Source organism: Bacillus sp. AFS015802 (assembly GCF_002561455.1).
Taxonomy (GTDB): Bacteria; Bacillota; Bacilli; order Bacillales; family Bacillaceae_B; genus Rossellomorea.
The window spans coordinates 122,145-145,524 of sequence record NZ_NTUP01000011.1 but is presented as its reverse complement, the minus strand read 5'-3'; the positions used below and the strand labels follow the sequence as shown (position 1 = coordinate 145,524).

Here is a 23,380-nt window from a genome sequence, read left to right as displayed (position 1 = left end):
AACAGTCATGGATGGCTGTTTTTTTGTTAGCAAAATAATATTAGTGAGTGTACGATTTTTGGCTCATTTCCGCCAGTATGTAAAGAACCCNNGGGTTCTTTACATACTGGCGACCTTTCAGCTTTGCTAAAAGGCGCATGAAACATACGTTTCATGCGAATGAGCCAAAAATCATCTAGTTAAGGGATCACCCAATCTGTGCAAGGGGCTGGTTTCTCAAGTGCTCTCTGAGGAGGTCGGGTGCCGTTAGGAAGATCAGTCCGTTTCCTTCGAGGGTTTTCGGAAAGCCCAGTGGAACCGTTCGTTTGATGAGCTGGGCGTATACTTCACATTCCGATAGTTTCCGGTCAAAGGAGGCCTGTTCAAATTCTTTGATCAGCGCTAATGCCCCCGAAATATGGGGAGCCGACATGGAGGTGCCGCTTAGCTTGGCGTATTTTTCACCCGGGATGGTCGAAAGAATCTGTTCACCCGGGGCCACCAAGTCCACTTCATTGTTGGAATTCGTAAAGTAGGAAGACTTTCTTTGAAGATCGATGGCCCCCACAGAGATGACTTCATTGTAGCAGGCAGGATAAGAAAATTCATCGGTGCCGCTATTGGAGTCCCCCTCATTTCCGGCAGCGCAGACCACCAGAATATTGGCATCCACCGCTTTTTGAATCGCTTCGTGGAGAGGCTCATAATCTGTAGGTCCTCCGAGGGACATGGAGATGATATCCACCTTTTGTTCAATGGCATACAGGATTCCGTTCACGATCCAATCGTACTTCCCGCTTCCACGGCTGCCGGCAAGAACTTTAATCACAAGCAGTTCAGCCTGCGGAGCCACGCCGATCACACCATCACCATTTTCACTTGCGGCAATCGTGCCCGCCACATGGGTGCCGTGTCCGCTGTAATCCGTCACATTATCCTCCGCACCGTCATCATCGTCGGTGAAATTGCGGAAGCCCTTCACCTTGCCCGTAAGATCCGGGTGGTTCATATCGCATCCTGTATCAAGGATGGCGATGGTGATGCCTTTTCCTTTATATCCATTCTTCCACATACTAGGAGCTTGGATTAAATCAACGCCTTTAGGAATTTCATTTGCATCAACAACCATTTCGTCCATGAAATATGGAATAAGCCTTATTTCACCTTGCATATCAATCCCTCCTAAAATAGTGTTGCGAAGTAGAATAGAAATCTGAAGTTTCTGAAAATATAACATTTTTTGGACAAAATGAAAAGGGATAATGGTAATAGGAAAATAAAACCAAGTATCTATTTACCTGCACGTGCATACGGGGAAGGTTCCTATAGACAAAGGCTCCCACGAGGACAAAAAACACCTTTTTCGTGGGGGTGTGAAATTTAAACAAACGTTTGATTAGTTGGATAAACCCCTGATAGGAAAGGGGTTTGTGAAGTTAAACAAACGTTTGATTAGTGGTCTTACCTCTTATAGGAAAAGGATCTCCGGGGTCAAACAAGTTCTGGTTAAAAGCGATCCTCACGTTTTTCAGCATGTCACCCCGGCTTTCAACATAAAATGTGTTGAAGGAAGGGGGATTACGGATGAATTATTATCAATATGGCTATCCTGCTTATTCCTATTATCGAAATGCGCCTAATATGGCCTACGCTCAAATACAGGGGGGGCCACTAGCCCCAGGGCTGCAGGGATATGTCTTTTTCCGGGAAGTGCCAAATGGTGTGGAGGTATTTGCCGAAGTGACAGGTTTACCACCCTATAAGGAAGGAAAAGGCGACCAAAAACCGATCGGCCCCCATGGGTTTCACCTCCATGAAAAGGGTGTCTGTGAAATCGGTGACCCAAAGGAACCATTCTCTTCTGCAGGGGGACATTGGAATCCGACCAATCAGCCACACGGTAATCATGCGGGGGATTTTCCTGTCCTCTTTTCGAATGACGGCTATGCTAAAATGTCCTTTTTTACGAATAAATTCAAAGTGAAAGATGTGATCGGGAAGGGTGTCATCATCCATCAGAGTCCGGATGACTACAGGTCCCAGCCTTCAGGGGATGCCGGAAAGAGATTGGCCTGCGGAGTGATCATGGGGTACGGGATATCATAAAGAAAAGGGTTGACCCAATCTGCGGGTCAACCCTTTTGTGTGGGTTTAAAATACACCCAGCACATCAAGCATCACGAAAAGTATCAACACTGGTGCCACAAAGCGGATCAGGAAGAACCAGGTTTCAAATAATCCCCGCTTCAATCCACTTCCTTGTTTCAACTCTTCATATAGCGCTGTTTTCTTCATTTTGATCGGAACGAATAGGGCGATAAGCAGTGATCCGATTGGAAGCAGTACATTGCTTACAGCAAAATCAGCCAGGTCGAAAATGGTTTTGCCAAACAGCGTGACATCTCCAAGAATCCCGAACGATAACGCTGATGGAATGCCGCAAACGAAGATGGCAAGACCGATGATCCACGACCATTTCGTTCGTTTTGCAGGCTCTCCTTTCGAAATGACCGAAACGATGATTTCAAGCATCGAGAAGGCGGACGTCAAGGCTGCGAACAAGAACAGCACCAGGAATGCGATGAAGAAGAGCATCCCGAAAGGAAGCTGACTGAATACGGTAGGTAATACATTGAACAGCAGTACAGGACCCGCACCCGGCTCCAAATCAAAGGCAAAGACTGCCGGGAAAATGGCAAGTCCGGCCAATAATACGATGAAAATATTCATCGCCACAATCGAGATCGCCGAGCGGGGGAGACTCTGTGTTTTCGGAAGGTAGGAGCTGTACGTCACCATGACCGATACCCCGACACTTAACGTAAAGAACGATTGTCCCATCGCTTCTAAAATCGTCTGTGATGTTACTTTAGAGAAATCGGGCTGAAGTAAGAAGGTCACTCCTTCAGCTGCCCCGTCCAGGGTGACAGCGCGGACGACTAACAAAATGAAAAGAATAAATAATGCCGGCATCATAATTTTACTCGCCAGTTCAATTCCCTTCTCAATCCCCTTGGCCACCACAATGATGGTCATCAAGATGAAGAGGAGTTGAACGAAAACGCTTATCATGGGGTTCGAAATCGTCGCCCCGAACACTTCGGCATACTGATCGGATGAAAGGCCGTTTAATTGACCTGTTAAGGCTTTAAATAAATAAACGACGATCCATCCTCCGATCACACTGTAGAAGGAAAGCAGGATAAAGGATGTGACCATACCAAGAATCCCGACCCAGTGCCATTTTGTCCCGGGAGCGATCTTCCGGTACGAATCTACCGCATTGCTTCCTGCGGTTCGTCCGATTGAGAATTCTGCCAAAAGCAATGGAAGGCCGAGTAGTAAAGTAAATAGGATAAAGATCAGGAAGAATGCTCCGCCTCCATTTTCACCGGCAATATAAGGGAATTTCCATATGGCCCCCAACCCGATGGCAGATCCCGCTGCAGCTAAGATAAAGCCGATTTTCGATGACCATTGTTCACGCTGACTCATTCTCATTCTCCTTTCTGATTTTATTCATGTGTGGTGGGTGAGACAAATAAAAAAATCGCCCCTACATATCGTAGGGACGATTTGGATATCGCGGTACCACCCTAGTTATGAGAAATATTTTCTCATCACTCTTCACACATAACGGCCTTGACCGTCTTTTGATCTCGTCAAAAGAAGCTCCGGAATCGAAATTCGCTCATCATCTTTGTACCGGTTCACACCGACCACCGGCTCTCTTTAACAGGGAAATGCTCGCTACTTGTTTCCTTCTAAGCTTATTCAATATTAGGTTATACAATTTTTATCATGAATCAAAACAACTTGTCAATCTATTTCGGGAAAAGGAGTGGACATGTTCTGGGATCGATGGTGGTTTTTGGTATGGTACGGGATGGTGCCGGGCACGAAAAGTAGTGATAGTGCCAGGCGCCAAATCCCAAAAGTGTACCAGGCACCAAAAGTACATTTGTACCTGGTACCAAACATCCGAAGTGTACCAGGAACCGAACACACAATTTGTCCCTGGTACACACGCCACCCAGAAGCCTCATTCCATTGAGTTCATCCTTCCACTGAAGTAAAATGAAAGAAAAATAGGTGAAAAGGTGTTTTGCATGAAATCATATATTATCATTGGTGCCGGCATTCTGGGGGCTTCAACTGCGTATCATCTTGCGAAAGCGGGAGCGGATATCACCGTTGTAGACCGCAGGGACCCAGGACAGGCAACGGATGCGGCGGCAGGGATCGTCTGTCCTTGGCTGTCACAACGCAGGAATAAAGTCTGGTATCGTCTGGCAAAAGGCGGAGCGAAGTATTATCCGGATATCATCCGACAGCTGGAAGCAGATGGAGAAACGGAAACGGGTTATAAACGTGTAGGGGCGATCAGCCTCCATACGGATGAACAGAAACTGCATAAGATGGTGGAACGAGCGGAGAAACGAAGGGAGGACGCACCGGAAATCGGTGAGCTCACCATGCTGTCGGCAGAAGAAACAAGGCAGCGTTTTCCACTTCTTTCTGAAGAGTATCAGTCTGTTTATGTCAGTGGTGCAGCCAGGGTGGACGGAAGAGCGATGAAAAATGCCCTTTTGAACGGGGCCGTAAAGCACGGAGCATCACTACGACAAGGGGATGCCAGGTTGTTAAACGAAGACAATCAGGTCATTGGTGTCAAAATTGGAGACGAAGTACTTCGGGCGGACGGCGTGATCGTGACGGCCGGTGCATGGGCGAAGGAACTCTTTTATCCCCTTGGAATTGACTTTCTCGTCTCCTCTCAAAAAGCACAAATCCTCCATTTGGAAGCACAGGGGAGAGAGACGGATCAATGGCCGGTCGTCATGCCTCCGAATGATCAATATCTTCTTGCCTTTCCCGAGGGGAGAATTGTGGCAGGAGCGACTCATGAAAATGATGCCGGCTTTGATCATCGCGTCACAGCGGGTGGCCTCCACGAAATCCTTCACAAGGCAATGGAAGTTGCCCCAGGTGTCGGAGAGGGGACGGTAGTGGAGACGAGAGTCGGATTTCGTCCGTTCACTCCGGGATTCCTGCCGGTTTTCGGTGCCATGCCGGGTCTGGATGGTGTGTGGGTGGCCAATGGTCTCGGGGCATCGGGTTTGACGGTCGGTCCATATCTGGGATCAGAGCTCGCAAAATTGGTCATGGGTGAACCGACGGAACTCGATCCGTCGGACTATGATGTAGCCGGGGCGATCGGATAAGAAGAAAAATGCACCAGCTCATTTCCCCCTATCTTCTAAGGGGAATGACCCTTATAATAGAGGGAGCGAAATTTAGTTTAGGAAGAAAAGGTGTTTACAATATGAGTTTATTGACAGTCAAAAATTTAACTCACGGCTTCGGTGACCGTGCGATTTTTAATTACGTTTCCTTCCGGTTGTTAAAGGGCGAGCATATCGGCTTGATCGGTGCCAACGGAGAAGGAAAGTCTACCTTTATGAACATCATTACAGGAAAGCTTGAGCCTGATGAAGGAAAAGTGGAATGGGCAAAGCGGATCCGTATCGGGTACCTTGATCAGCATGCCCAGTTGAAGCAGGGAATGACGATCCGTGACGTCTTAAAGACAGCCTTTCAATACCTGTTTGATATGGAAACGGAAATGAATGAGCTTTTTGCCAAGATGGGGGAAGCATCCCCTGAAGAGCTTGAAGAACTGCTTGAGGAAACAGGGACCCTTCAGGATGCCCTGACGAATAATGATTTTTATATCATTGATGCCAAGGTGGAAGAAATCGGCCGCGGCCTTGGGTTGGACGATATCGGATTGGATAAAGATGTCCACGACCTAAGCGGGGGACAGCGGACGAAAGTTCTGCTCGCCAAGCTATTACTCGAAAAACCGGACATCCTATTACTCGATGAGCCTACCAACTATCTTGATGAGCAGCATATCAACTGGTTGAGACGCTATCTGCAGGAATATGAAAATGCATTCATCCTAATCTCACATGATATCCCGTTTTTAAACAGTGTCATTAATTTGATCTATCATATGGAAAATCAAGAGCTGAATCGCTATGCCGGAGATTATCATGAATTCAAACGGGTCCATGAAATGAAGAAGCAGCAGTTGGAGTCGGCCTTCAAGAGACAGCAGCAGGAAATTTCAGAACTGAAGGATTTCGTTGCCCGTAATAAAGCACGTGTGTCGACCCGGAACATGGCCATGTCCCGTCAGAAGAAGCTTGATAAGATGGACATGATCGAACTGGCTGCAGAAAAGCCGAAGCCTGAGTTCCATTTTAAACAAGCAAGAACCGCAGGAAGGGTCATCTTTGAAACGAAAGATCTTGTGATCGGTTATGATGAACCATTATCAAAACCACTCAACCTCAAAATGGAACGCGGTCAGAAGATTGCTCTATCGGGAGCCAATGGAATCGGGAAGACGACTTTATTACGGAGCATCCTTGGAGAAATCAAACCGATATCAGGTTCAGTGGAGCTGGGTGATTATCTTCATATCGGTTATTTTGAACAGGAAATCAAAACAAAGAACAATAATACTTGCATCGAAGAGGTGTGGAATGAGTTTCCTTCCATGAACCAGGCGGAAGTGCGTGCAGCCCTTGCCAAATGCGGACTGACGACCAAACATATCGAAAGCAAGGTGGAAGTGCTGAGCGGTGGGGAAAAAGCCAAGGTCCGCCTGTGTAAATTGATGAACAAAGAATCGAATGTCCTCGTATTTGACGAACCGACCAATCACCTGGACGTAGAAGCCAAAGAAGAATTAAAGCGTGCCCTTAAAGAGTACAAAGGCACCGTCCTCCTGATCAGCCACGAACCTGAATTCTATCAGGATGTGGCGACGGAAGTCTGGAACTGTGAAAACTGGACGACTAAATTATTCTGATGTGAAAAAGCCGATCCCCGAATCATTTGGGGATCGGCTTTTCTGATAATGTTACTTTAACAAAACGGATTCGAGGGACGAATACCCCTTATCATCCATCCGTAAATCATCAAAGCTGTGCTTCATATGAAGGTCGATCAGTTCGAGCAGGGTCTGCCGGTCTTTGTTTTCGATGGCCTTCACCATGTCTTCGTGTTCACGGAAACGGACATTTTCACCCGGCTCCACATGATAGAAAACATCGAATAAAAATAGGTAGACATTGGATTGAGTCAGCATTTCGTCCATATAGCGCATCAAGAATTTATTGCCGCTGACCTCGGCCAAGAACAAGTGAAACTGTTTATTCAACTCTACATATTTCAACAAATCCTTCTGCTTATACGTTTCCTGTTCATCTTCAAGAAAGGCATGAAGCCTCGATAAATCTGATTTTTTCACCTTTGGGAGGCCGTACTTCACGGTAAGGAATTCCAGTTCTTTTCTTAATTCAAAGAAAGAGATGATTTCTTCTCTGGTAGGATGAACGACAAAGGCACCCCGATTCGGGATGATCTGAACGAGCCCTTCTGCTTCCAGGCGCTTCAACGCATGACGGATCGGGGTTCTGGACACTTCCATTCTCTCCGATATGATCTGCTCGATAAGCTGTGTACCAGGGGCGATCTTTCGTGCCAGCAAGGCATCCTTCAAGCGTCCATATACTCTTAACTCTGCGGTTTGTCTCTTTTTCACGATCATCATCCATTCAATCTAAAATTTCCTATCTTCTATCATATATGAAAAAGAGGCTGATCCAAAACAGGAGCTGTAAGGCACCTGATCCGGATCAGCCCATTAAGCGAAAGACTTAAAATTATGTCCCCATATTTCGTTCATGCTGTGAACGGTGATGAAGGCTTTATCGTCTGTTGATTGAATATATGACTTCAGTTTTGCGAAGTCTTTGCGGCCAAGGATGGTCGTGATGACTTCTTTTTGATCATCGGAAAAGGCCCCCTTTGCTGAATGCAGGGTGGCTCCTTTTTCCAAGTCATCCACGATAAACTCCTTTATTTCTTCACTGTGCTCGCTGATGATCACGACTTCTTTGTTTTCATTAAAGAATTGAAGAGTGCGGTCGATCATCATACCCTTCAGCAGCAGTCCGAAGAATGCATACAATCCCACCTGAAGTCCGAACAACCACGCAGATGCCAGGACAATGAGAATATCCGACGCCAGAACGGCACGTCCCAGTTCAAGACCCGTGAATGTATGAATGATTTTCGCAAGGACCCCCGTCCCTCCAGCGGAAGCTTCCTGATTAAAGATCATGGCGACCCCGATGGCCCCGATAAGCGTCCCGATGACAATTTGAATGAGAACATCATGCCCGATCGGGTTAGTGAGGGGGTGAAATACCTCGAGCCCCCAGACCATTCCGCTGAGTAAAAGGCTTGCGAATACAGACTTAAATCCGAAACTTGGACCGATCAAAAGCAATCCGAGAAGAAATAACAACATATCCAGTGAAAACATGATGACCCCGACAGGAAGGTCCATAAATTTTGACAGCACGATGCCTGCCCCGCTCGTACCACCCGTGCCCACTTTATTGGGAGAGAGGAAAAAATGTATATTCAGTGCGATCAAAAAAGCACCAAGCGCTATATTTAATAGAGATTGAACTTGTTTCATCATGGAGCACGCTCCTTTTTCATCGGTAGTTTGAAAAACAATCAACCCGATTATAAAGAGTGAGGAATCCCATGTAAATGATAAATTCTTATGAAAGCATTTACGTATAAAAGTTTTTATAATGGATGTTTTCTGACATTTTTTCACGCGAAATTCAGGGAGAAAAAGTGATTGACTTTTTTACATCAGGTGATTAATATTTAAACAGGTTAAATATTAAATTTATTAAACGAATGAAAAGAAATGGAGGGTAAAATTGAACCCTGGACCAATCCAACATTCATATATCGATCGATTATTTACCGCCTTTCACATTTCAAACCGTCACATTCAGCAGGAAATGTCGGTTGCATTGAAAGAGATGAACCTAACAGGTCCTCAGTTTTTCATCCTGTATCTCTTGTCGACAGCAGGGGAGATGAAATCGACGGAACTGGCGGAGAAATTAGAGGTGAAGCCGAGTGCAATCACCGTCATGATTGATCGGCTCCTGAAGAATCATTTTGTCTCAAGACTTAGGGACGAAAACGACCGCCGGATTGTAAAGCTCGAGCTTACAACTGTAGGACGCGAGGCATTCGATAAGGCGAAAACGAAGAGAAGAGAAATATTCTCCCGTTACCTCGCTTATCTTGATCACGACGATGTCGAACAGCTTGTCGCGATTTACGAAAAGCTGGCAGCAGCAATCGAGAACTATACAGAAGAATAAGGAGAGAAACATATGTCAGTACAACCAGGAATCAATAGACGTTTAGTCCTGACCGGTTTGATCATCGGGATGTTCTTTAGTGCCCTTGAACAAACGGTGGTAGGGACGGCGATGCCGACGATCATCGCAGAACTGAACGGATTTTCCATCTTTGCGTGGGTCACCACCGCTTATTTAATCACTTCCACTACGGTTACACCGATCGTGGGGAAACTATCGGATTTATATGGCAGGCGATTATTATATTTAATCGGCGTCATCATCTTTATTATCGGATCGGGGCTTTGTGCCACGGCCACTTCCATGGAGCAGCTCGTCCTGTATCGCGGACTTCAGGGAATCGGGGGCGGGATGATCATGCCATTGTCCCAAACCATCATCGGGGATATCTTCACGGCTGAGCAGCGGGCGAAATGGCAGGGTGTGTTCGGGGCTTTATTCGGACTGAGCTCCGTGATCGGGCCGTTCATAGGAGGCTTCATCGTCGACACAATCAGCTGGCACTGGATCTTTTTGATTAACGTACCCTTTGGTTTATTATCCGCCCTTTTATTATTCATCGGTCTGAAGTATGAAAATGTCGGTCGTCCGACGGATAAAATCAGTATTGATTACCTCGGGATCGTCACGTTGATTCCGGCACTGGTCCTCTTATTGCTAGGACTGAATTTCGGAGGGGATAAATTCGAGTGGGTTTCAGGAACGAGCTTCATGCTCTTTGGCGGGTCCGTTGCATTACTTCTGGTCTTTGGGTTCATTGAAAACAAAGCGAAGGAACCGATCCTTGATTTAAGCCTGTTCAAGAATCGGGTGTTCGCCACAACGAATGCGTTGGGATTCCTTCTCGGTTTAGGAATGTTCGGTGCGATCATGTTCGTGCCGATGTTCATGCAGGGAATCCTCGGCGTGACACCGACTCAAGCGGGATCTACCATGACACCAATGATGATTTCACTGATAGTGGCCAGTATCATCGGGGGTAGATTATTATTAAGACTCAGATATCGTACGGTGCTGACGGCAGGGATGCTGATCACCGTGGTCGGATTCTTCCTGATGAGTACGATGGGTCCTGAATCGAAGGAATATACGGCGTATATGTATATGATCGTCATGGGGTTCGGAATGGGATTAGTCATGCCGACACTCATGATTGCGGTACAAAACGAGTTCCCTAAATCCCGGCTCGGGGCTGTCACGTCCTCAGCAACCTTCTTCCGTTCCATCGGGGGTACGATCGGGATCACCGTATTAAACGCAGTCATGAATCAATCTCTTCAAGAGAATATGAAAGATGTTGCGGCACAGCAGCAAAATCCTGCAGCCGGTCAGATCCTTAGCGGACTAAGCGAAAAAACGGATGCCCTGTTCGGACTGCTGGTGACGCCGGGCTTACTGGAAGTGCCGAAAGAAATCGGCAGCATCGTGATTTCTTCGATTGAAACCGCGTGGTCCGATGCGTTCACTACGGTGTTCTTAACAGGATTGATCTTCATTGCCATCGGCGTGGGAGTGGCCCTGTCGGTTGGAAACGGGAAGATCAAACGTGATAAAGAGTTACAGGAAGAAGCGGAGAAGGAAGAGACAATCCTTAAGCCGGCTACTGAATAATCGCAAACCAAGCCTGCTTTGAATGATTTCAAAGCAGGCTTTTTGCTATGAGTTCTTACTATTCTTACTGAGTAGCATGAAGGAGGCTCCATTAGGTATATCAGCGAAACCCATTTACCCTTATTAACTAATTATTAAATTTTCTGAAAATATATTGACAATTTTCAACAGACACGTTATCTTTTGAGTAGATAAATATAACACATAATTACATAAACGAATTAATAACGTTATATAAATATATTTTTATATGATGACAGGGAGGCCGATACATTGATTTTGCATGAGATTGAAACTGCCGGTCGAGCGCAAATGGAACGCCTTCAACTAGAGAGACTTCAGCAGGTTGCTTCCGTAGTGTATGAGAAAGTTCCCTTTTACCGGGAACAGTTTGAGAGAAGGGGCATCAGACCTGAGGATATAAAGTCTTTGTCGGACCTGAAAATGTTACCGCTTACAATCAAGAAGGATCTTCGTGATCATTATCCGTTCGGCTTGTTTGCGGTAAAGCGTGAGGAAATGGTCAGGGTCCACGCATCAAGCGGTACGAGCGGGAAGCCCACGGTCGTAGGCTACACCCAGAATGATATCGATATGTGGGGAGGGATCGTCGCCCGTGCAATCGCCATGGCAGGCGGGAAACAGGGGGATGTCCTGCATAATGCTTACGGATATGGATTATTTACCGGCGGACTGGGTCTTCATTATGGAAGTGAAAAGCTCGGGATGATTACGGTACCGGTGTCAGGCGGGAACATGTCGAGACAGATCACATTATTGGAAGATTTCAAGCCGACCATCATCTGTGGTACTCCGTCTTATGTCCTTAATTTAGCTGAATCCATGGAGGCCCAAGGGAAGGATCCCGCTTCCCTTTCCTTGCAATACGGGATATTCGGGGCAGAGCCCTGGTCGGATACGATGAGAAAGACGTTGGAACGTAAGATGAATATTAAAGCTTGCGACATTTATGGTTTAAGTGAGGTCATTGGACCCGGGGTTGCGATGGAATGTCATGAGGCCCGGGACGGTCTTCACATTGCAGAGGATCATTTCCTTGTTGAAGTCATAAACCCCGATACGCTCGAGCCTCTGCCGGAAGGGGAAGTCGGTGAGCTTGTGTTTACGAGCTTAACGAAGGAAGCCTTCCCGATCATCCGCTACAGAACCGGGGATATCGCTTCGATCCAGCATGGGACCTGTTCATGTGGACGGACGACGGTGAAGATGTCACGGGTGAAAGGGAGAGTCGATGACATGCTCATCATCAGGGGTGTGAACGTGTTTCCTTCCGAAATGGAGCACTTTTTGCTTCAGGTAAGTGAATTGGCGCCCCATTATCAGGTTCATCTTAAGAAAAAGGGGGCACTCGATCTAGTGGAACTCCAGGTGGAGGTCACGGATGAATGCTTTCATGGAGTATCAGAAGACTTACAGCATGACCGCCTGAATGAATTGGCTGGAAAAGTGAAGAGCCTGATGAAAGATCGTTGCTACGTTTCCATGGATGTGAAGATCAGGGGACCGAGGGAAATTCCCCGCTCAGAGGGAAAAGCGATCCGGATTGTCGATCTCAGAGGAGAAGCCATGCTTCAATAAATTTTTTTGAGAAAAATAGTTATCACACGAATTTACCGCAACGTGGTAATGACGTGATAAAGGAGGACCTGCAATGAGTGACGTATTGACAAATCAACCATTGACGGAAGATGAGCGTATGGCTCATTTCATGAAAAAGATCGAGAATGACGAAAAAATCGAAGCCGATGATTGGATGCCGGATGAGTACCGGAATGCACTGATTAAATTGATTTCCATGCACGGGATCAGTGAAATCATGGGGGCACTCCCCGAAAAGGAATGGGTCCCGAAAGCACCGACACTCAGGAGGAAACTGGGGATCATGGCAAAGGTACAGGACGAGATGGGCCACGGACAGCTGCTGCTTCGTGTAGCGGAAGATCTGATGAAGCCTTATGGGAAAACGAGAGAGCATATCATGAGAGATTTGTTTTCGGGAGATTTAAAGTTTCATAACGTCTTTCACATGGAAGCGCCGACCTGGGGAGATGCAGGATTGATCGGCTGGCTCGTGGATGGCGCCGCGATCATCACGCAAACGAATATGCTTCATGCTTCCTATGGGCCATATGCCCGGGCCCTGAAAAGGATTTGCGCGGAAGAGGTATTCCACGCTCAGCATGGGGAGGCGATCATCATGGCTCTCGCAGAAGGAACCCCGGACCAGAAGGCATTGGTTCAGGACGCCGTGGATCGCTGGTGGGAGTCGCTCCTTATGTTCTTTGGACCGGGTGATGCGAAGACGACTGGTTCTTCAAAGCAGGATATCACCATCAAATACAACATAAGGACGAAAACGAATGAACAGCTCCGTCAGGACTTCTTCACGAAATATGTTCCGAGAATGCTCTCGCTGGGGCTCACCCTTCCGGATGAAACGATGTACTTCGATGAAGAAAAGGATATATGGATCTACAAGCAGCCCGACTGGAGCCGCTTCAAGGAAATCATCCGCAATAACGGGCCGAAATCGAAGGACCGCCTCCGTTTGAGGGAGTTATCCTATGATAACAATGCATGGGTCCGGGAAGCGTTAAGCCCTGGTGACCAAGTAAGCTAGGAAGGGATTGAGAAGGTATGTCAGATAAGAGTCAGAACTTTTATCAGGAATTTGAAGTGTTCAGCAAACGATCGGATGGGGCGCAGATGCAGCATCAGTTCAGCCTGCTCGCCCCCAACCATGAACTGGCCATGGTGATGGCTCAGGAGAATTTCATGAGACGGGAGCCTGTTTCGGATATATGGGTCGTGAAGCGGTCGGATGTCCGGATGATGACACCCGAAGAACGGGAAAGTGTCTCGCGCCTTGATAATAAAGATTACCGGAATGCCAAAGGCTACGGCTATTTGAAAAAGAAGTGGAGACAGTACGAACAGGAAATGCTGGATGAGAAAGAAATCATGTCATGGGGAGAGTTGGTGAAGAAGAAATGAATGTGAAAAGTCCACAGGACATTCCGAATGCAGATTATAAGGAAGCCCTTTTGAGCCTCCTTTATCAACTGGCCGATGACGATTTTATCCTTGCTTACCGGGGTTCTGAATGGCTGGGGCTCGCTCCGCATATTGAAGAAGACGTCGCATTTTCGTCCATCAACCAGGACACAATGGGGCACGCCACGATGTTTTATCAGCTTCTTGAAGAATTGGGTGAAGGCGATCAAGACCACCTTGCACACGGGCGGACAGCGTCAGAAAGACGAAATGCCATCATACTGGAAGAAGTGAATGGACCTGGAAACTATATGGAGGAACCCCGCTACGATTGGGCCTTTGCTGTCGTGAGACATTATTTTTACAGCGTGGCGAAAAAGGTGAGGATCGATGCATTAAAGAATTCTTCCTATGGACCCCTTGCCGATATGGCCGTCAAGATCAACACAGAATTATACTATCACCTGCTCCATTGGAAAACGTGGTTCATCCAGTTGATGAATTCAGGTGGGGAAGCAAGGCAGCGAATGAACCAGGCAATTGACCGGGTGCTGGATGAATTCGGCGGAGTCCTGACACTGGGGCCGATGGGGAAGGAAATGTCTCTTATGGCTCTGATCGAAGGGGAGGAAAGCTTAACGAAACGGTGGGAGCTTGCTCTTCAACCGGTCTTCCAAACCACTCAGCTTGCCTTTCCGCCTAAAGTAAGCATGAAGAAGGGGAATGGACGGTTAGGTGAACACACTCCTGAACTCGATACGGCACTTTCCACACTTAGCGAAGTATATAACACAAATCCCGCAGCAAGCTGGTAAAGGATGAGGGAATATGACTGCAACCGTTTTAGAAGTTCTTCAAACCGTGAAAGATCCTGAAATTGATTCCATCAGCATTGTGGACCTTGGTATGGTCAATCGGGTCGGCCATCAGGAAGAAACACTCATAATCGAGCTTCTTCCCACTTTTGTCGGCTGTCCTGCACTGGACATCATTAAAGGAAATGTGGAAAAAGCATGCAGGGAGCAGCTTGGAATTTCATCCGTACAGGTGGATTTCGTCTACTCTCCGCCATGGACATCGGATCGATTGACCCAAAATGGACGGGAGAGGCTGAAGGAGTTCGGCATCGCTCCGCCGCCTGAACACTTCACTGGGGAAGAAAATTGGGAGATTCAGTGCCCGTACTGTGATTCCCCCTATACCTCCATGGAGAACCTGTTCGGGCCGACCGCCTGCAGAAGCATCCTCTACTGCAAACAGTGCCGCAATCCGTTCGAAGCCATGAAGCCTATATCCACGATGATGTGAAAAAATCTAGTAAACTACTGAAAATCAAAGGAGAGATTCCACTATGGTAAAACTGATCGCATTATATAAACATCCTGAAAACAAAGAGAAATTTGATGAGCATTACTTCAATACCCACGGTCCGATCACATCTAAGATCCCAGGTCTGAAAAAGATGGACGTCACACGGATCGTCGGTTCACCGATGGGCGGGGAAGGCAAATATTACTTAATGTGTGAAATGTATTACGAGAGCCATGAAGCACTGAAGGCAGCCATGAAATCCGACGAAGGAAAAGCTTCCGGGAAGGACCTTATGGGCTTTGCCGCAGATCTTGTCACCCTTATGATCGGCGAAGAAGTGAATGAGTAAAGGATACGAATATATAGAGGTTAGGGAGAAGGACGGACTCGGTTTCATTGAATTGAACCGACCGAAAGTCCTGAACGCCATCAATCGTCCCATGGTATCGGAGCTGGTCCATGCTTTCGAGGCGTTTGATCGAAATGACAGCGTAAGAGTCATCGTCCTGACTGGAAAAGGAAGAGCGTTTGCTGCTGGAGCCGACATCGATGAAATGGCAGAGGACGGCGCCATCGACTTGGAACTACTGAATCAATTCACCGAATGGGACCGCCTTGCCTGGATCAAGAAACCGATCATCGGCGCGGTCCAGGGGTTTGCCCTGGGTGGGGGGTTCGAGCTTGCCCTGTGCTGCGATCTTCTATTCGCGACGGAGGATGCGAGCTTCGGTTTTCCGGAAGTGAATCTTGGGGTCATGCCGGGAGCTGGCGGGACTCAAAGGCTCACGAAGCTGATCGGGAAATCCCGTGCCATGGAATGGCTGTTATCGGGAGATATGTTCACTGCGACCCATGCCCTCGAATGGGGAGTCATCAACCGGACGATTCCGAAAGAGTTATTAATAGAAGAAACCGAGAAATTTGCGAGGAAATTAGCTGCAAAGCCACCGCTTTCCCTTCGCCTGATCAAGGAGTCCGTTCATAAAGCAGTGGATTCTTCAATCTATGAAGGAATGCAATATGAGCGTAAGAATTTTTATCTTCTTTTTGCCTCTGAAGATCAGAAAGAAGGCATGAAGGCTTTCGTGGAAAAACGCAAACCTGATTTCAAAGGAAAATAAGGAGGCTGCAGCATGTTCGAAACCATTAAGTATGAAGTGAAAAATAACGTAGCCTGGATCACCCTGAATCGTCCCGATAAGCTGAACGCATTCATCCGTCAACTGAATCTGGAAATTCAAAAGGCGGTAAAAGATTCTTCGCGAAATGAAGACGTTCGGGCCATCGTCATCACGGGGGAAGGCAGGGCTTTCTGCTCGGGACAGGATCTGAGTGAAGTGGATGAAAGCATGGATCACGGTGAAGTACTGCGGAACAACTATGGGCCGATGGTGAAGGAAATCGAGCAGTGTGAAAAGCCGGTCATCGCCGCCGTCAACGGAGTGGCGGCAGGAGCGGGGTTCAGCCTGGCCCTTGCATGTGATTTCAGGCTTGTGTCAGAGAAAGCAAGCTTTGTGCAAGCATTTGTCCATGTGGGATTGGTCCCGGATTCAGGGAATCTGTATTACTTATCTCAAATTGTTGGATACGCAAAGGCATTGGAACTTGCCGTGTTTGGAGAAAAGATAAAAGCGGATGAGGCAGAAAGACTGGGCCTTGTCACGAAACTCATCTCAGTTGATGAGTGGCAGGAAGAGACGTCAGCTTTCGCCGAAAGGATCGCCTCCATGCCAACGAAGGCAATCGGTTTGATGAAGCGCTTATTAAAAGGCAGCGCGGATCTATCCTTCAACGAATACTTAGAAAAAGAAGCCTGTGCCCAGCGGATCGCAGGTATGACTGTGGATCATCGCGAAGGTGTGACAGCCTTTATGGAGAAAAGAAAACCAGCCTTTCACGGAAAATAAACCAACCTAAAAGGAGATGGAATTATGTCTACAGTAAAAGAGCAGAGCTTTGAAGTCCTTGAAATGAAAAGAGAGCATTATTCATTGGTGATCAACGGTCAGCGTATGGAAAGCACGTCGGGAGAAACGTTCACGACGTACAATCCGGCAACGGGTGAAGCTATTGCCACCGTTTCACTTGCATCAGTGGAAGATGCTGAAAAAGCCGTTGAAGCAGCCAGAAACGCATTTGATTACGGTAAGTGGAAGAAGTTCCCGATCAATAAGCGTTCACGGATCCTTAATAAAATTGCCGGCATTATGAGATCCCGTTTCAATGAGCTTGTTTCCCTTGAAATCATGGACAGTGGGAAATCGCTATCCGCGGCACAAGGTCAAGTCATGCAGGCAATCGAAGATTTTGAATTTTATGCAGGTGCCATCGTGGGTCACCGTGGAACGGTCAATAACGTACCGGGACAATTTACGAACGTCGCAGAAAAAGAGCCCGTGGGTGTCTGTGCCCAGATCATCCCTTGGAATTATCCGTTGATGATGGCAGCGTGGAAGATCGCCCCTGCCATTGCCGCAGGCTGCTCGGTTGTCGTGAAACCAGCGACCCTTACACCTCTGACGGCCATTGTACTAGGTGAAATCTGTATTGAAGCGGGAGTCCCTGAGGGGGTAGTCAACATCATCCCGGGTGCGGGTTCTTCAGTAGGTAATTACTTAGTGGAACACGAAAAGGTGGATAAAGTGGCCTTCACTGGCTCCACTCCGATCGGTAAAAACATTATGGAAAAAGCATCCCAAACCTTAAAAAGGGTCACGCTCGAATTAGGCGGAAAATCCCCTAATATCGTGTTTGAAGACGCCGATGTGGATGCGGCCGTTGACGGTTCCCTGTTCGGAATCTTCTATAATACAGGCCAATCCTGTGAAGCGCGTTCAAGGTTATATGTACATGAAGACATCTATGATGAGTTCATGGAGAAATTCGTTGAGAAAACGAAGAAGCTGAAGCTTGCCGACCCACATGATAAAGGCACTCACATCGGGGCCATCATTAACCAGGGTCAGCTGGATACGATCGATGGATATGTTCAGTCCGCCAAAGAAGAAGGGGCAACGATCTTAGCAGGAGGAAGTACTGCCAAAGTGGAAGGGTTCGAAAATGGCTACTGGTATGAGCCAACCATCATCACAGATGTGAATCATGATATGAAGGTTGTGAAGGAAGAGATCTTCGGACCGGTCGTGGTCGTGATGAAGTTCAAGGATGAAAAAGAAGCGATCAAACTGGCAAACGACACTGAATATGGACTGGGTTCAGCCGTGTGGACGCAAAACCATGGCCGTGCAACAAGAGTATCGAAAGCGATTCAGGCAGGAATCGTCATGGTGAACTGTCCGTTCTCTGCATTCCCGGGTACTCCGTTCGGAGGCTACAAGCAATCCGGTTTCGGACGTGAGCTCTGCGTGGAGACGCTTGATCTGTACACAGAAACGAAGAGTATCATTTCGTACTTCGGAAACCGTCCGTTAAATCCATTTGGCGTATAAGAAACCATCATCAAGCAAGGGGTTGTCCGATCAGGGTCAACCCCTTATTGCAAGAAAGGGGAATGTAACATGACACAGCATATCGTAGTAGTGGGTTCGGGAGTGATGGGAAGAGGAATCGCCTATGTAAGCGCAACTGGAGGCTTCCGCACCACACTCGTTGACATTAAACAAGAACAGTTGGATTATGCGAGAAATGAGATTGGGGTCATATTTCAGAAGGGGATTGAAAGAAACAAGCTCACTCAGCAGCAGTACGTAGAAGCAAAAGAGTTGATGAGCTATTCCACGAATCTATCCATTGCCGTCAGGGATGCCGACATAGTGATCGAAGCCGTTCCGGAGAAGACAGACATCAAGCGCAGCGTATTTGAAGTGCTGGATGCCCATGCCCCGGAGTATTGTTACTTGGCGACCAATACGTCCACCATGAGTCCGACCGAGATCGGCTCCTTTACGAAACGACCGGACAAAGTGATTGCCATGCATTTTTTCAATCCTGTACATAAAATGCCACTCGTTGAAATCGTAAAGGGATTGGAGACGAGCGATGAAACGGCGGAGGTCATCGGTCAGGTCGCCCGCCTGATGGGGAAAGAAACCGTGGTCATCAATGAGTTCCCCGGCTTTGTCACAAGCAGGATCTCGGCACTCGTCGGGAATGAAGCCTTCTATATGCTCCAGGAAGGACTCGGATCTCCCGAGGAAATCGATAAAGCGATCAAGCTGGGTCTCAATTATCCGATGGGACCATTTGAGCTTGGAGATCTAGTTGGCCTTGATACACGGTTGAATAATCTGAAATATCTTCATGAAAAGCTTGGTGAAAAATACCGTCCGGCTCCTTTGTTGGAAAAATATGTGAAGGCAGGGCGCCTCGGGCGAAAGACAGGCAAAGGGGTTTATGACTACTCCGAATCGAAAGAAAAGGAGCATCAGTCATGAGAGAGGTTGTCATTGTCGATGCCGTCCGTACCCCGATCGGAAAATACAAAGGTTCCTTAAAAGAGGTACGCCCCGATGACTTAGGGGCCCATGTCATAAAAGCCCTGGTAGAACGAAATCCCCTCGTACCAGTGCATACGATTGAAGAAGTGGTACTGGGAAATGCCAATGGTGCCGGGGAGGACAATCGGAACGTCGCAAGGATGTCGGCTCTCCTGGCGGGCCTCCCGGTTGAAGTCGGGGCAACGACCATCAACCGTCTATGCGGCTCGGGACTGGACGCTGTGAACTATGCAGCGAGAGCCATCATGGCGGATGAAGGAGATGTCTTCATTGCGGGGGGGACGGAAAGCATGACCCGTGCGCCTTACGTTATGGCAAAGCCTTCGAGAGACTTTCCAAGAGGCAATATGGAAATGTTCGATACGACGATCGGCTGGCGTTTTGTCAACTCCCGTCTGAAAGAGAGATACGGGACCGATTCCATGCCGGAAACAGCCGAGAACGTAGCGAAGCAATTCGGCATTTCACGGGAAGAGCAGGATCACTTTGCTTACTGGAGCCAGATGAAGGCGAAACGGGCCATGGATGAAGAACGATTTAAAGAAGAGATTGTACCGGTGGAATTAAGGGATCGCAAAGGAAATGTCTCTTCCTTTTTAATGGATGAACACCCAAGGCCTGAAACAAATAGTGAGAAGCTGCAGAAGCTTAAGCCCCTCTTCCAGGGAGGCACCGTAACGGCGGGGAATGCTTCCGGCGTGAATGACGGTGCATCGGCCCTGTTACTCATGAGCAGGGAAAAGGCGGAAGAATTAGGCGTTACACCACTCGCACGCTACGTGACGTCTGCCACTGCAGGACTTGAGCCTTCCGTCATGGGACTGGGCCCGATCTATGCCACTCAGAAGGTGCTGAAGCGTTCCGGTCTCGCCCTTGACCAGATTGGCTTAGTCGAGCTGAATGAAGCCTTCGCGGCACAGTCCATTGCCTGCATCCGGGAGCTTGGCCTGAATGAGGAGATCGTCAACGTCAATGGGGGAGCCATTTCCTTTGGTCACCCACTTGGAGCCAGCGGGGCCCGTATCCTCACCACCCTTCTCTATGAAATGAAAAAGAGGAAGGTGCGCTACGGTCTGTCCACCATGTGCATCGGAGTGGGCCAGGGAATCGCAACCTTAGTAGAAAACATAGAATCGTAATTGCCCTGTTTTTGCAGGGCTTTTTGTGATTAATTCGTTTCTTTTTTAGAAAAGATAGATATGAGGTGAATAAGATGGAATTCGAAATTATGACAGTAGAGAGTGAGATTCCCTGTCTTGTCGTCGCAGATGAGGATAACGGCCGATTCATGATCAGGAAAGCCGACACGAGCGGGGAAGTGTTCAACAGCCAGGAAGAGCTTGTGCATTGGATCGAGGCGAACTGGTCCAAGGAAAAGGTAGTGAACACGTATGATTTTGTGAAGATGCTGGAGATGTTGAGGGTGTATCATTGAGGATCAGGCTCCCCCTAGAGCCTGATTTTTTTGTGTTAAAAACGGTCAAACAAGAATATTCATTTATTTTCACAGAATATTTGTGATATTATATTAACTAAACGTAAAATTAACGTCATAGAGAAACGGAATGAATAAAAAGGAGAGGCAGCTATGAATACGAGATCCATGATCTTTACACTATACGGGGATTATATTCGGCATTACGGAAATAAAATATGGATTGGCAGTTTGATCCGTCTGCTGAACGAATTCGGTCATAATGATCAAGCGGTTCGGGCCGCGATTTCAAGGATGAATAAGCAGGGCTGGGTCCAGGCGGAGAAGCAGGGGAACAAAAGCTATTACTCCCTCACAGAACGCGGTGTGACCCGAATGGAAGAGGCAGCCAACAGGATCTTTAAGTTGAAGCCCGAGCAATGGGACGGTAAATGGAGAATCCTGATGTATTCGATTCCCGAAGAAATCAGGAGTATACGGGATGAACTGAGAAAAGAACTGGTCTGGAGCGGATTCGGGACCTTATCGACGAGCACGTGGATTTCTCCCAATAACCTGGAAAAACAAGTGCAGTCCCTGATTGGAAAATACGATATCAAAGAGTACGTCGACTTTTTCATCGCCGAGTACGAAGGCCCGAATGAAAATCAGCGGTTGATTGAAAAAAGCTGGGACTTGAACGAAATCAATGACCGTTACCAGGAATTCATTTCCCGCTATAGCCAACAATACATGATTGATAAAAGTAAAATCGGGAAAGGGCAGATGACAGATGCCGAATGCTTCGTGGAAAGAACGAAGCTTGTCCACGAATACCGGAAATTCCTCTTCGTCGATCCAGGCCTGCCGGAAGAACTCCTGCCGGAAAAATGGCTCGGAGCCCACGCGGCCACTCTGTTCGGCGAATACTACAAAGAACTCGCAGAACCGGCATCCCGCTTCTTTGAAAGTGTATTCGAAGACGGCAACGAACTGAAAAATAAGGATCTGAGCTATAATGTCATGACCCATCCTTTATTACTGGATTGAACAAAATCACCTGCAGGTTTCATTCGGCAGGTGGTTTTTTTGAGGGACGGACCTCTGCAACCACTTGTCACACAATTCCAAAAAGTATAACATTACTTTAACGAAGGGGGATTATAATGAATAACCTAACGAACGTCTTACATATAAACTATCCTATCATTCAAGGAGGCATGGGGAACATCAGCAATGCCCCATTGACGGCAGCAATCTCTGAAGCAGGAGCACTTGGTACGATCGGAGTCGGAACCATGGGTGTGGAGGAGGTCGAAGCAATCATCCTGGAAACGAAAAAGAGAACGAGCAAGCCTTTCGCCCTGAACATCCCGATTTCCATCACACCCCACCTGAAGGAGATGGTCCGGTTGGTGGTCACGCATGGGATACCGGTCGTTTCCCTATCAGCGGGAAATCCATCCCCCCTCATTCCCTATTTTCACGAGCACAACGTAAAAGTGATCTGCGTGGTTGCTTCGAAAAAGCAGGGAAAGAAAGCGGAGGGTGCCGGAGCCGATGTGATCGTGGCGGAAGGCTATGAAGCTGCCGGAATCAACTCTAATCTGGAAACGACAACGCTTGCCCTTATTCCACAACTCGTCGATACAGTGGACATTCCTGTCGTCGCAGCAGGAGGAATCGGTGATGGAAGGGGCCTCGCTTCCATGCTTGCCCTTGGTGCCAGTGGTGTGCAAATGGGAACCAGGTTCATCGCTACACAGGAAGCTCCTTTTCATGAAAACTATAAATCTACTCTTGTGGATGCAAAAGACGATAGCACCGTCATCGTAGGACGGTCTGTCGGACGGGTAAGACGGGTCATGAAGACGCCGTATGCAGCTGGATTGCTGCAAAAAGAGCAGAAAGGAGTCGCTCTTGAAGAGTTCAGCCAGATGACTTCAGAGGATTATCATCGGATAGGTGCACTTGAAGGAAAGCTGGATCAGGGCTTTATAAACGGGGGGCAAGTATCCGGTCTCGTATCGGATATTCCGACAGTAGCAGAGCTTCTGGAGAGAATGATGAGCGATGCCCGGGGGATTTTCAAAAAGCTGTCTGACAGTGTAGTGGAATAGTAATAGAGTTTTTAAAATGCGCTTGCCCTTGATCGGGTAGCGCTTTTTTTGATGGTGTTCACAATGTGGCACGAGTTTGGTTAAAAGTGGCATAAGTTCATGAAAAAGTATTAAAACTATAGCGAAAAAACAATTAAACAAGCAGGAATTGTAAAACGTTGATGCCTTCACCGTTACGTTACCCATTAAAATCGCTAG

The 23,380-nt window shown here is 47.6% G+C and carries 23 protein-coding genes and 1 other annotated feature; of the genes, 19 read left to right on the top strand and 4 right to left on the bottom strand.

Going from position 1 to position 23,380, the window contains the following annotated elements; translation table 11 throughout:
* Positions 1-187: 187 nt before the first annotated feature.
* Positions 188-1,150 (bottom strand): S8 family peptidase, encoded by a 963-nt coding sequence (locus CN378_RS07335; protein WP_098351242.1) that lies wholly within the window; start codon positions 1,148-1,150, stop codon positions 188-190.
* A 413-nt stretch (positions 1,151-1,563) separates the two neighbouring features.
* On the opposite strand from CN378_RS07335, the gene CN378_RS07330 reads away from it, so the two are divergent.
* Positions 1,564-2,085 carry a superoxide dismutase family protein gene (locus tag CN378_RS07330; protein WP_098351241.1) on the top strand — a complete coding sequence of 174 codons (522 nt, stop codon included), beginning with the start codon at positions 1,564-1,566 and terminating at the stop codon, positions 2,083-2,085.
* 45 nt (positions 2,086-2,130) lie between these two features.
* Here CN378_RS07330 and CN378_RS07325 read toward each other — a convergent pair whose 3' ends face one another.
* Entirely contained in the window at positions 2,131-3,474 is a 1,344-nt protein-coding gene (locus CN378_RS07325) for a sodium-dependent transporter (RefSeq protein WP_098351240.1), read from the bottom strand.
* Positions 3,475-3,543: 69 nt separating this feature from the next.
* Positions 3,544-3,755 (bottom strand) — a binding site (T-box leader).
* 333 nt (positions 3,756-4,088) lie between these two features.
* Here CN378_RS07325 and CN378_RS07320 point away from each other — a divergent pair.
* Entirely contained in the window at positions 4,089-5,204 is a 1,116-nt protein-coding gene (locus CN378_RS07320) for an NAD(P)/FAD-dependent oxidoreductase (protein WP_098351239.1), read from the top strand.
* A gap of 101 nt (positions 5,205-5,305) precedes the next feature.
* On the top strand, positions 5,306-6,862 hold the full coding sequence (locus CN378_RS07315) for an ABC-F family ATP-binding cassette domain-containing protein (RefSeq protein WP_098351238.1): 1,557 nt from the start codon (positions 5,306-5,308) through the stop codon (positions 6,860-6,862).
* Between the two features lie 51 nt (positions 6,863-6,913).
* On the opposite strand, the gene CN378_RS07310 is transcribed toward CN378_RS07315, so the two are convergent.
* Together CN378_RS07310 and CN378_RS07305 are read right to left on the bottom strand one after the other, a co-directional pair.
* Positions 6,914-7,597, bottom strand: coding sequence for a GntR family transcriptional regulator (locus CN378_RS07310; protein WP_179884836.1), 684 nt, complete (start codon positions 7,595-7,597; stop codon positions 6,914-6,916).
* A 102-nt stretch (positions 7,598-7,699) separates the two neighbouring features.
* A complete protein-coding gene (locus CN378_RS07305) occupies positions 7,700-8,545 on the bottom strand; it encodes a YitT family protein (RefSeq protein ID WP_098351236.1) in 846 nt (281 codons plus the stop codon).
* Between the two features lie 253 nt (positions 8,546-8,798).
* On the opposite strand from CN378_RS07305, the gene CN378_RS07300 reads away from it, so the two are divergent.
* From CN378_RS07300 to CN378_RS07225, 16 genes are all read left to right on the top strand, one after another.
* The gene (locus CN378_RS07300) at positions 8,799-9,254 is read left to right on the top strand and encodes a MarR family winged helix-turn-helix transcriptional regulator (RefSeq protein ID WP_098351235.1); all 456 of its coding nucleotides are present in this window, start codon (positions 8,799-8,801) and stop codon (positions 9,252-9,254) included.
* Positions 9,255-9,266: 12 nt separating this feature from the next.
* Positions 9,267-10,865, top strand: coding sequence for an MDR family MFS transporter (locus CN378_RS07295; RefSeq protein WP_098351234.1), 1,599 nt, complete (start codon positions 9,267-9,269; stop codon positions 10,863-10,865).
* Positions 10,866-11,138: 273 nt separating this feature from the next.
* Positions 11,139-12,464: a phenylacetate--CoA ligase family protein gene (locus CN378_RS07290; protein WP_098351233.1), complete on the top strand. Its 1,326-nt coding sequence runs from the start codon at positions 11,139-11,141 to the stop codon at positions 12,462-12,464.
* A 73-nt stretch (positions 12,465-12,537) separates the two neighbouring features.
* On the top strand, positions 12,538-13,506 hold the full coding sequence (gene paaA / locus CN378_RS07285; protein ID WP_098351232.1) for a 1,2-phenylacetyl-CoA epoxidase subunit PaaA: 969 nt from the start codon (positions 12,538-12,540) through the stop codon (positions 13,504-13,506).
* A gap of 17 nt (positions 13,507-13,523) precedes the next feature.
* On the top strand, positions 13,524-13,880 hold the full coding sequence (paaB, locus tag CN378_RS07280; protein ID WP_098351231.1) for a 1,2-phenylacetyl-CoA epoxidase subunit PaaB: 357 nt from the start codon (positions 13,524-13,526) through the stop codon (positions 13,878-13,880).
* Positions 13,877-14,695: a 1,2-phenylacetyl-CoA epoxidase subunit PaaC gene (gene paaC / locus CN378_RS07275; protein WP_098351230.1), complete on the top strand. Its 819-nt coding sequence runs from the start codon at positions 13,877-13,879 to the stop codon at positions 14,693-14,695. Before paaB ends, paaC begins: the two co-directional genes overlap by 4 nt.
* Positions 14,696-14,708: 13 nt before the next feature.
* The gene (paaD, locus tag CN378_RS07270; protein ID WP_098351229.1) at positions 14,709-15,188 is read left to right on the top strand and encodes a 1,2-phenylacetyl-CoA epoxidase subunit PaaD; all 480 of its coding nucleotides are present in this window, start codon (positions 14,709-14,711) and stop codon (positions 15,186-15,188) included.
* Positions 15,189-15,231: 43 nt separating this feature from the next.
* The gene (locus CN378_RS07265) at positions 15,232-15,540 is read left to right on the top strand and encodes an EthD family reductase (RefSeq protein WP_098351228.1); all 309 of its coding nucleotides are present in this window, start codon (positions 15,232-15,234) and stop codon (positions 15,538-15,540) included.
* Entirely contained in the window at positions 15,533-16,312 is a 780-nt protein-coding gene (locus CN378_RS07260) for an enoyl-CoA hydratase/isomerase family protein (protein ID WP_098351227.1), read from the top strand. Before CN378_RS07265 ends, CN378_RS07260 begins: the two co-directional genes overlap by 8 nt.
* 12 nt (positions 16,313-16,324) lie before the next feature.
* Entirely contained in the window at positions 16,325-17,098 is a 774-nt protein-coding gene (locus CN378_RS07255) for an enoyl-CoA hydratase-related protein (RefSeq protein WP_098351226.1), read from the top strand.
* Between the two features lie 24 nt (positions 17,099-17,122).
* Positions 17,123-18,640 carry an aldehyde dehydrogenase family protein gene (locus CN378_RS07250; RefSeq protein WP_098351225.1) on the top strand — a complete coding sequence of 506 codons (1,518 nt, stop codon included), beginning with the start codon at positions 17,123-17,125 and terminating at the stop codon, positions 18,638-18,640.
* A gap of 69 nt (positions 18,641-18,709) precedes the next feature.
* The gene (locus tag CN378_RS07245; protein ID WP_098351224.1) at positions 18,710-19,585 is read left to right on the top strand and encodes a 3-hydroxyacyl-CoA dehydrogenase; all 876 of its coding nucleotides are present in this window, start codon (positions 18,710-18,712) and stop codon (positions 19,583-19,585) included.
* Positions 19,582-20,787 carry a thiolase family protein gene (locus CN378_RS07240; protein WP_098351223.1) on the top strand — a complete coding sequence of 402 codons (1,206 nt, stop codon included), beginning with the start codon at positions 19,582-19,584 and terminating at the stop codon, positions 20,785-20,787. The genes CN378_RS07245 and CN378_RS07240 overlap by 4 nt, the downstream gene beginning before the upstream one ends.
* A gap of 74 nt (positions 20,788-20,861) precedes the next feature.
* The gene (locus tag CN378_RS07235) at positions 20,862-21,083 is read left to right on the top strand and encodes a hypothetical protein (RefSeq protein WP_098351222.1); all 222 of its coding nucleotides are present in this window, start codon (positions 20,862-20,864) and stop codon (positions 21,081-21,083) included.
* A 153-nt stretch (positions 21,084-21,236) separates the two neighbouring features.
* On the top strand, positions 21,237-22,112 hold the full coding sequence (gene paaX, locus CN378_RS07230; protein ID WP_098351221.1) for a phenylacetic acid degradation operon negative regulatory protein PaaX: 876 nt from the start codon (positions 21,237-21,239) through the stop codon (positions 22,110-22,112).
* A 116-nt stretch (positions 22,113-22,228) separates the two neighbouring features.
* Complete coding sequence (locus CN378_RS07225) at positions 22,229-23,182, top strand: NAD(P)H-dependent flavin oxidoreductase (protein ID WP_098351220.1); 954 nt, start codon at positions 22,229-22,231, stop codon at positions 23,180-23,182.
* Positions 23,183-23,380 lie beyond the last annotated feature (198 nt).

Coding starts and splice junctions, on each gene's coding strand:
- CN378_RS07225 (WP_098351220.1), top strand. CDS start 22,229: ATGAATAACCTAACGAACGTCTTACATATAAACTATCCTATCATTCAA.
- CN378_RS07260 (WP_098351227.1), top strand. CDS start 15,533: ATGAGTAAAGGATACGAATATATAGAGGTTAGGGAGAAGGACGGACTC.
- CN378_RS07305 (WP_098351236.1), bottom strand. CDS start 8,545: ATGATGAAACAAGTTCAATCTCTATTAAATATAGCGCTTGGTGCTTTT.
- paaX (WP_098351221.1), top strand. CDS start 21,237: ATGAATACGAGATCCATGATCTTTACACTATACGGGGATTATATTCGG.
- CN378_RS07315 (WP_098351238.1), top strand. CDS start 5,306: ATGAGTTTATTGACAGTCAAAAATTTAACTCACGGCTTCGGTGACCGT.
- CN378_RS07255 (WP_098351226.1), top strand. CDS start 16,325: ATGTTCGAAACCATTAAGTATGAAGTGAAAAATAACGTAGCCTGGATC.
- CN378_RS07335 (WP_098351242.1), bottom strand. CDS start 1,150: ATGCAAGGTGAAATAAGGCTTATTCCATATTTCATGGACGAAATGGTT.
- paaC (WP_098351230.1), top strand. CDS start 13,877: ATGAATGTGAAAAGTCCACAGGACATTCCGAATGCAGATTATAAGGAA.
- paaB (WP_098351231.1), top strand. CDS start 13,524: ATGTCAGATAAGAGTCAGAACTTTTATCAGGAATTTGAAGTGTTCAGC.
- CN378_RS07320 (WP_098351239.1), top strand. CDS start 4,089: ATGAAATCATATATTATCATTGGTGCCGGCATTCTGGGGGCTTCAACT.
- CN378_RS07240 (WP_098351223.1), top strand. CDS start 19,582: ATGAGAGAGGTTGTCATTGTCGATGCCGTCCGTACCCCGATCGGAAAA.
- CN378_RS07295 (WP_098351234.1), top strand. CDS start 9,267: ATGTCAGTACAACCAGGAATCAATAGACGTTTAGTCCTGACCGGTTTG.
- CN378_RS07265 (WP_098351228.1), top strand. CDS start 15,232: ATGGTAAAACTGATCGCATTATATAAACATCCTGAAAACAAAGAGAAA.
- CN378_RS07245 (WP_098351224.1), top strand. CDS start 18,710: ATGACACAGCATATCGTAGTAGTGGGTTCGGGAGTGATGGGAAGAGGA.
- CN378_RS07330 (WP_098351241.1), top strand. CDS start 1,564: ATGAATTATTATCAATATGGCTATCCTGCTTATTCCTATTATCGAAAT.
- CN378_RS07325 (WP_098351240.1), bottom strand. CDS start 3,474: ATGAGTCAGCGTGAACAATGGTCATCGAAAATCGGCTTTATCTTAGCT.
- CN378_RS07250 (WP_098351225.1), top strand. CDS start 17,123: ATGTCTACAGTAAAAGAGCAGAGCTTTGAAGTCCTTGAAATGAAAAGA.
- paaD (WP_098351229.1), top strand. CDS start 14,709: ATGACTGCAACCGTTTTAGAAGTTCTTCAAACCGTGAAAGATCCTGAA.
- CN378_RS07235 (WP_098351222.1), top strand. CDS start 20,862: ATGGAATTCGAAATTATGACAGTAGAGAGTGAGATTCCCTGTCTTGTC.
- paaA (WP_098351232.1), top strand. CDS start 12,538: ATGAGTGACGTATTGACAAATCAACCATTGACGGAAGATGAGCGTATG.